The following is a 7,640-nucleotide window of genomic DNA, read 5'->3' as shown; positions in this document are numbered from 1 at the left end:
CAGCGCGCCGCGCGGCTCCAGCCCCGGCAGTTTCTCGCGGTGGATGTCGCGCACTGCGCCATCGCGGAACAGAAGCACATTGCCGTGCCAGCCATGGGCGCGCGCGCTCGCCTCCACAGGCACGGCCACCAGCCCGGTTTCAGCCTCGATCCGTTTCAGGTCAAGCAGGCCGGTGCGCTCGCCGAAGCGCGTATCGGCCTCCTGCAGGGCGATCAGGTCAGGACTGATCTCGCGGATGACCTCGAATATCCGGTCGGGGTCGAAGCGTCCGTCGACGCCGACGCATTTATGGACATTATAGGTCGCGACCTTGAGGCCGTCCCCTTTTACGGGCACGGCGGCATCGGGCCGCTTTCCGTTTTCGCGGAAGGAGCGCAGCACGGCATTGGCAAGGGGAGATTTGATCGGGCTCATCGCTTCACTTTGAGGAACTTTCGTCTGACCCTTCTATATTGGGTCTCAATCACAGATACGGCAAGCCCAGCCACAATATCCGGTCGCGCAGGCGGTAGACGAAGGGACGGCTCCTCAGGGCCTTGCGCGTCACTTCCGTCGAACGGTCCCGCGCGGCAACGATCCGCGCCTCGATCTCGCCGGCAAAGCCCATGTCGAAGACCTCCATGTCCGTCTCGAAATTCAGCCTGAGCGAGCGCGAGTCCATGTTGGACGAGCCGAGATAGGACCATTTTCCGTCAACCGTCATCAGCTTGGAATGGTTGAAGGGGCCGTTGTCGCGCCAGATCCGGCAGCCGTTCTCGATGATTTCGTCGAACTGCGCCGTCATCGCCCGGTCGACGAGGCCGAGATTGTTCTGGCCCGGCACGACGATGTCGACCGTCACGCCGCGCCGCGCCGCCGTGGCAAGGGCGGAAACCAGGTCGCGATCCGGCAGGAAATAGGGCGACATGATCAGAACCCGGTCCTCGGCGACCGAGAGCGCGCCCATGATCATGTTGTTGTTGTTGGAGAGGTTCCGGTCCGGACCGGAGGGCACGACGCGGGCGATCAGCGGCCCTTCGTCGGACGACGTCTCGGCAATGTTCCAGGCCTCGCCATCGAGCGCCTCGTGCGTTTCGAAATACCAGTCGGCGGCGGCAACCGTGAAATAGTCGGCAACGGCGGCCCCCTTCAGCATGAAATGCGTATCCTGGGCGGCGTTCGGACCGGTAAAGGCCGCGCGGATATTCATGCCTCCGGCAAAGACGGTCTCGCCGTCAATGACGAGAATTTTCCGGTGGGTCCGGAGATTGGCATAGGGCAGTCGCAGCCTGAGCAGCACCGCGCCGTTGAAGGTGGCAACGCGGATGCCATGCGCGCGCAGAAGCTTGGTGATGCGCGGGCGCGAATAACGCGCGCCGATGGAATCCACCAGGATACGCACCTCGACGCCGCGCTTGACCGCATTTGAGAGGCTCTCCACGAAGCGCCGGCCGATCGCGTCGCTGTCGAAGATGTAGGTTTCCAGCAGGATCGAACGCTCGGCCTTGTCGATCGCCTCGAGCATGGCCGCATAGGCCTCGTCGCCGGTTTCCAGCAGGCGCACCTTGTTGCCGGCGGTGGCAGGCATGCCGGTCACGGTGTTGCCCAGCATCCATTGTCCGCCCATGCGCGGGCCGAGATCGGCCACCACGCGCTCGCGGTCGATCCTGTGCTTCTGCTCCTCGTGCGCCACGGCATCGGGAACACTCTGCCGCTTGTCGCGAACCGACTGACGGCGCATGCGGTTGATGCCGGCAATGGCGTAGATCGCGGCCCCCAGGATCGGCGACAGCATGATCACGCCGACCCAGCCGATCGCGGCGCGCACCTCATCCTTGGTCATCGTGGCGTGGATCGCCGCCGTCGCGCCGAGGACAAAGGAGATCACCGCCAGAATATGCGGCCAGTAGTGTTCCAGAAAAACGTTCATCAAGGGCAATCCCGTTGGTTTGGCGCGTTCTGCCCGCCTTCTCGGCATGGCCGGGGCTGACCTTATATCAGCAAGCTCTGAATTTCCTAACTGTCACCGGAAAGAAGCTTCGCTGCCGCGGCGCGCGCCTCCGCCGTCACCTTGGCGCCGGCCAGCATGCGGGCAATCTCCTCCTGGCGCTCCTCCGGCCCGATCACCGCGACACGGGTTGCCACCGTATCGTCCTTGCCTTTGCCGTTCCCGGACTTGGAAATCAGATAATGCCCCTTGGCGCGCGCGGCCACCTGCGGCGCGTGCGTGACCGAGAGAACCTGAACATTTTCGGCCAACCGACGCAAGCGTTGGCCGATCGCATCGGCAACGGCGCCGCCCACACCGGTGTCGATTTCGTCGAACACAAGCGTCGGCGCGGAGCCCTTGTCGGCAAGCGCCACCTTGAGCGCAAGCAGGAAACGGGAGAGTTCGCCGCCGGAGGCCACTTTCATGATCGGCCCCGGCCGCGTTCCGGGATTGGTCTGCACCTCGAAGGACACCGTGTCGATGCCTTCGGGCCCGGCGCCGCCATCATCGCTTGTGACCACCGCGGCAAAGCGCGCGCGCTCCAGCTTCAGCGCCGGCAATTCGGCCATGACGGCGGCGGAAAGCTGCTCGGCGGCCATATTGCGACTCGCGGAAAGCGCCTTCGCCTTCTCGAAAAAGGCCTTTTCCGCAGCCTCGGCCTCGGCGGTGAGCGCCTGAAGCCGCGCCTCCCCCGCATCCAGTTCCTCAAGATCACCGACCATGCGTTCGGCAAGGGCGGGCAGTTCGGTCACCGGCACATTGTATTTGCGCGCGGCGCCTCTGAGCGCAAACAGCCGCTCCTCGACGCGCTCAAGCTCCTGCGGATCGAAGGCGGCGCGCTCCAGCGCGGCCTCCACCTCCATTTGCGCATTGGAAAGCTGTTCAAGCGCCGAATCGAGCAGGTTGACCGTGCTCTCGAGCAGGCCCGGCGCCTCGTGCGACTTGCGCTCCAGCCGGCGGACCAGCGAGGCGATCATCGGCACGGGCGAGGCATTGCCGTTCAGGAACTCGAGCGCCTCGGAAATATCGCCGGCGATCCGCTCCGACTTCATCATCGTCGCGCGTCGTTCGGCCAGTTCGTCCTCCTCGCCGTCCACCGGGGAGAGCGCCTGCAGTTCCTCGACCGATGCGCGCAGGAAATCGGCCTCGCGCTCGGCCTCCTCGATCTGGGCGCGGTGTTTCTTCAATCGCCGCTCGGCATCGCGCCAGACGCGGTGGAGCCCGGCCACGGCCTCGACGTCGCCGGAAAGGCCGCCGAAAGCGTCGAGAAGGCGACGATGCCCGTCCGTGTCGATCAGCGCGCGCTCGTCATGCTGCCCATGGATTTCGACGAGGAGCCGCCCGGCCTGCCGCATCAGTTGAACGCTCACCGACTGGTCATTGATGAAGGCGCGGGTGCGCCCGTCGGCGGACTGCATCCGCCGGAAGATCAGATCGCCTTCGTCATCAAGATCATTGTCGCGCAGGAGCAGGCGCACGGGGTGATCCATGCCCACATCGAACACGGCGATCACCTGACCGCTCTCCTGGCCGTGACGCACGAGCGAACCGTCGCCGCGCGCGCCGAGCGCGAGCGAAAGGCTGTCGAGCAGGATGGATTTGCCGGCGCCGGTCTCCCCTGTCAGAACCGAAAGACCGCCGCCGAGATCAAGTTCCAGCCGCTCGATCAAAACGATGTCTCGAATGGAAAGCTGGACTAGCATTGTTGTGTTCGCGCCCTGGCGAAAAGCGGGTTAGCTGGGTGTCGCGCTGGAAACAGACGAGCCGCGCCCGGCCGATTTCGGCTCAAGCCCCTGCTTGTTCAGCAGGTTATAGGCACGCTGGTACCAGACGCTGTCGGGATAGTTGTGGCCGAGAACCCAGGCGGCATTCTGGGCTTCCGGGATCACGCCCATGGCGTAATAGGCCTCGACCAGCCGCTCCAGCGCTTCCTCGATCTGGTTGGTATCGGAATAATTGTTCACGACCGCATTGAACCGGGAAATCGCGGCGACATAGTCCTTGCGCTCCAGATAATAACGGCCGACCTGCATGTCCTTGCCGGCGAGCTGGTCGCGGGCGTAGCGGATCTTGGCGCGGGCGTCGGTCACATATTCGGAGTCCGGATAGTTGTCGATCACCTTCTGCATCGCCTCGATCGTCCGTTCCGAGATCGCCTGGTCCTGCGTCACGTCGACGATTTCCTTGGAATAGGAAAGGCCAACCAGATACTGGGCATAGGCCGCGTCCTTGGAGTTCGGATAGAGCGACAGGTAACGCTTGCCCGAGGTGACGGCCGCCTCGTATTTGCGCGATCGATACTGCAGGTAGGTCTGCATGATCAGCGCCTGACGAGCGTAGTCGGACAGCGGGTTCTGGTCCTGGATGGACTTGAGTTTCCTCAGCGCCTCGCTGACCTTGCCGGCGTTGATATTGGCGAGCGCCTCGTCATAAAGCTGCTGCGGCGGATCGGCCTCATACTGCAGCGTGGTGATGTCGACGTCCTTGTCGCGGGAGCATCCGGCCAACAACACGCTTGCACTGAGAACGATGGCAACCGGAAGCGCGGCCGCGCGAAACGCTCCGACATTGGTTTTCTTCTTGATACCAGCCATTCTTCGAGCCTCATTTGCAGCGTCTGTGGATCGCATTTCAAAGTCGAAGGACGTTTTACGCATATCCCGCAGGCAAGAGCAATCTCACCTCGCCGAAAATCCGATAAATTTCTGCGGAGGAGCCGCAGCCTTGACGTGTGTCGCGCGTCAACCAAAACCCGTTCTGGGTGCACCCCCGTCAGCATCGGCCATGAAAAAGCCGGCGCTCCGAAGAGCCGCCGGCATTGATGTGCAACGACCCGCTCCGGTTCAGGAAACCGGGCCGGCGGCAACCACGTCTTCCTGGCGCAGCCGGAACGGCAGGGCGCCGCGCGGAGAAACGATGACGCAGGCGCCGGGCGTTTCGAAAAGCTTGCGCACGGCTGCCGCGTTCAGCGCGTGACCGCCGCGATAGGACCGGAAACTGCCGGCAAAGCGCATGCCCATCATCGCAAGGTCGCCGACGGCGTCCAGCGTCTTGTGGCGCACGAATTCCTGCTCATAGCGCAGGCCCTCGGGATTGATCACGCGGTTATCGTCGGAGATCACCACCGAGTTTTCCAGCGAGGAACCGAGCGCGAAGCCGCGGGCCCACATCGGCTCGACATCGCGCATGAAACCGAAGGTCCGCGCGCCCGACAGTTCCTTGCGGAAGATCGCCGCGCTCATGTCGCCGGCCCATTTCTGGCGGCCGATCACCGGCGTGTCGAAATCGATCTCGACCTCGAATCGCGTGCCGTCATAGGGCGTGAACTCGGCCCAGCCGGCGCCGTTTTCCACGCGCACGGTCTTGGTCACCTTGAGGTAGCTGCGCTTTTCGGGAAGCGTGACGATGCCGGCCTCGTCCAGAGCCTCGACAAAAACTCGCGAACTGCCGTCCATGATCGGCATTTCTCCGCCCTCGACGGCAACCACAAGGTTGTCAACGCCGAAGGCATAGAGCGCGGCCATCACATGCTCGATCGTCGCGATCCATTCGCCGGGATGCTCGCCAAGCACGGTGCAGAGCGCCGTCGGCCCGACATTGTCGGAAACGGCCTGGAACGCGGATATGCGCCTGCCGCCGGCATAGCGCTCAAAAACGATGCCGTGATCGGCTTCCGCCGGCTGCAGCGTGATCGTCGCCGGCTTGCCCGAGTGCACACCGATCCCCGAAATCCGGACCGATTTGGCTACCGTTGTCTGCAAACCGAAAAATCCTGACGACATAGTCACGCCCTTATTTCAAAATCTACTCAAAAATACCTGGCTGCGATGCCCTGACGGGGGACCGGCAAAGATGCGCGCTGCGCCCGATTCAGGCGCTTGGCATGTAATTACGCACTGGCCTCGCCGAATCCAAATCACTGTTTCTTTCCGTATGTTACGAAAGGCGAAAAAACCCGGCCGCCAGAGGCGACCGGGCTCACTTCGCGAGAAGGTTTTCGAAAAAACGGTTAGCGCTTCCCTAATGCGGGAAGCGGCAGAACCGTGGCGGATCAGTTCGCCTGGCGACGCAGGAAGGCGGGAATATCGAACTGATCGTCATCCTGGCGGGCGGCGGGCTGCTCCTGAGCACGACGCGGCGCGTAAGGATTGTTTTGCTGAGGCTGCTGTGGCGCCTGCTGGCGGGGCGCCGGCTGCTGCTCGTGGTGCCCCTCGAAGCTTTCATCGCCGCGGCCGAGCGTGTTCGACAGGCGCTTGAACAGGCCCTTCGGGCCGCGCTCTTCATGCTCCTGGCGACGGCTGGCGCTCATTTCCGGCTGAACCACCGGCGGAAAGTCGGCGACTTCCGGCATGCGGCGCGGCTCGGCGGCCTGCTGGCGCGGAGCCTGTTGCGGGGCCGGAGCCGGCTGGCTCGGGGCCTGCTGGCGCGGCGCCTGGTGCTGCGGCTCGGCAGCGAAGATCTGGCTCTTCGGCTGCATGTTCACGCTCGGCTGCTGCGGCTTCTGCTGTGGCGCGCGGGAGACGGCCATCTGCAGCTCGCGTTCCATTTCGGCTTCGGCCGAACGGATGGTCTCCGCGATCGGGTCAACCGCGCGCGGCTGCGGGGCCGGCTGCGGAGCAGCCTGCTGCGGCGCCTGGCTGAAGGTCTGGCCGCCATTGTTCTGGCCGCCATTGGTGCTGCGGATTTCCGGACGGGCCTCGCGGCGCGGCTCCGGGACATCCTCATAGCCTTCGGCCATGGACCGGTCGATGCCGGTGGCAACGACGGAGACGCGGATGATGCCTTCCAGTTCCTCGTCGAAGGTGGCGCCGAGGATGATGTTGGCGTCCGGATCGACTTCTTCGCGGATACGCGTCGCGGCTTCGTCGACCTCGAACAGCGTCAGGTCGCGACCGCCGGTGATCGAGATCAGGAGACCCTGCGCCCCGCGCATCGAGGTTTCGTCGAGCAGCGGGTTGGCGATCGCGGCTTCGGCGGCCTGCATGGCGCGGCCTTCGCCGGATGCCTCGCCCGTGCCCATCATGGCGCGGCCCATCTCGCGCATCACCGAACGGACGTCGGCGAAGTCGAGGTTGATCAGGCCTTCCTTGACCATCAGGTCGGTGATGCAGGCAACGCCGGAATAGAGCACCTGGTCGGCCATGGCGAAGGCGTCCGCGAAGGTCGTCTTGTCATTGGCGATCCGGAACAGGTTCTGGTTCGGAATGACGATCAGCGTGTCGACCGATTTCTGCAGTTCCTCGATGCCCGCATCGGCAAGACGCATGCGGCGCTGGCCTTCGAACTGGAACGGCTTGGTGACGACGCCGACGGTGAGGATGCCCTTGTTGCGGGCGGCCTGGGCCACGATCGGCGCGGCGCCCGTGCCGGTTCCGCCGCCCATGCCGGCGGTGACGAAGCACATATGGGTGTTGTTGAGGTGATCGATGATCTCATCGATGCACTCTTCGGCAGCGGCCCGGCCGACTTCCGGCTGGGAGCCCGCGCCGAGACCTTCGGTGACGCCGACGCCGAGCTGGATGACCCGTTCGGCCTTGGTCATGGTCAGCGCCTGGGCATCAGTGTTGGCGACAACGAAGTCGACTCCCTGGAGGCCGGCCGTGATCATGTTGTTGACGGCGTTGCCGCCGCCGCCGCCGACACCGAAAACGGTGATGCGCGGCTTCAGTTC

The 7,640-nt window shown here is 64.2% G+C and carries 6 protein-coding genes; all 6 read right to left on the bottom strand.

Annotated features, from left to right (window positions below; translation table 11 throughout):
• A partial coding sequence (locus AC5DC2_RS15945; protein WP_491699185.1) for an endonuclease/exonuclease/phosphatase family protein occupies positions 1–414 on the bottom strand: 414 nt, incomplete at its 3' end.
• Positions 415–463: 49 nt separating this feature from the next.
• Positions 464–1,909 (bottom strand): phospholipase D-like domain-containing protein, encoded by a 1,446-nt coding sequence (locus AC5DC2_RS15940; RefSeq protein ID WP_491699184.1) that lies wholly within the window; start codon positions 1,907–1,909, stop codon positions 464–466.
• 86 nt (positions 1,910–1,995) lie between these two features.
• Positions 1,996–3,672: a DNA repair protein RecN gene (gene recN / locus AC5DC2_RS15935; RefSeq protein WP_491699183.1), complete on the bottom strand. Its 1,677-nt coding sequence runs from the start codon at positions 3,670–3,672 to the stop codon at positions 1,996–1,998.
• Between the two features lie 30 nt (positions 3,673–3,702).
• Positions 3,703–4,563, bottom strand: coding sequence for an outer membrane protein assembly factor BamD (locus tag AC5DC2_RS15930; protein WP_024708058.1), 861 nt, complete (start codon positions 4,561–4,563; stop codon positions 3,703–3,705).
• 249 nt (positions 4,564–4,812) lie between these two features.
• Entirely contained in the window at positions 4,813–5,751 is a 939-nt protein-coding gene (gene lpxC / locus AC5DC2_RS15925) for a UDP-3-O-acyl-N-acetylglucosamine deacetylase (protein ID WP_491699182.1), read from the bottom strand.
• A gap of 269 nt (positions 5,752–6,020) precedes the next feature.
• A partial coding sequence (gene ftsZ, locus AC5DC2_RS15920; protein WP_491699181.1) for a cell division protein FtsZ occupies positions 6,021–7,640 on the bottom strand: 1,620 nt, incomplete at its 5' end.

The organism is Martelella sp. (assembly GCF_984369615.1).
This window is presented reverse-complemented; position numbering and strand designations above follow the sequence as displayed.

Excerpts from the sequence above, each read along its gene's own strand:
- AC5DC2_RS15940 (WP_491699184.1), bottom strand. The coding sequence starts at position 1,909 with ATGAACGTTTTTCTGGAACACTACTGGCCGCATATTCTGGCGGTGATC.
- recN (WP_491699183.1), bottom strand. The coding sequence starts at position 3,672 with ATGCTAGTCCAGCTTTCCATTCGAGACATCGTTTTGATCGAGCGGCTG.
- AC5DC2_RS15930 (WP_024708058.1), bottom strand. The coding sequence starts at position 4,563 with ATGGCTGGTATCAAGAAGAAAACCAATGTCGGAGCGTTTCGCGCGGCC.
- lpxC (WP_491699182.1), bottom strand. The coding sequence starts at position 5,751 with ATGTCGTCAGGATTTTTCGGTTTGCAGACAACGGTAGCCAAATCGGTC.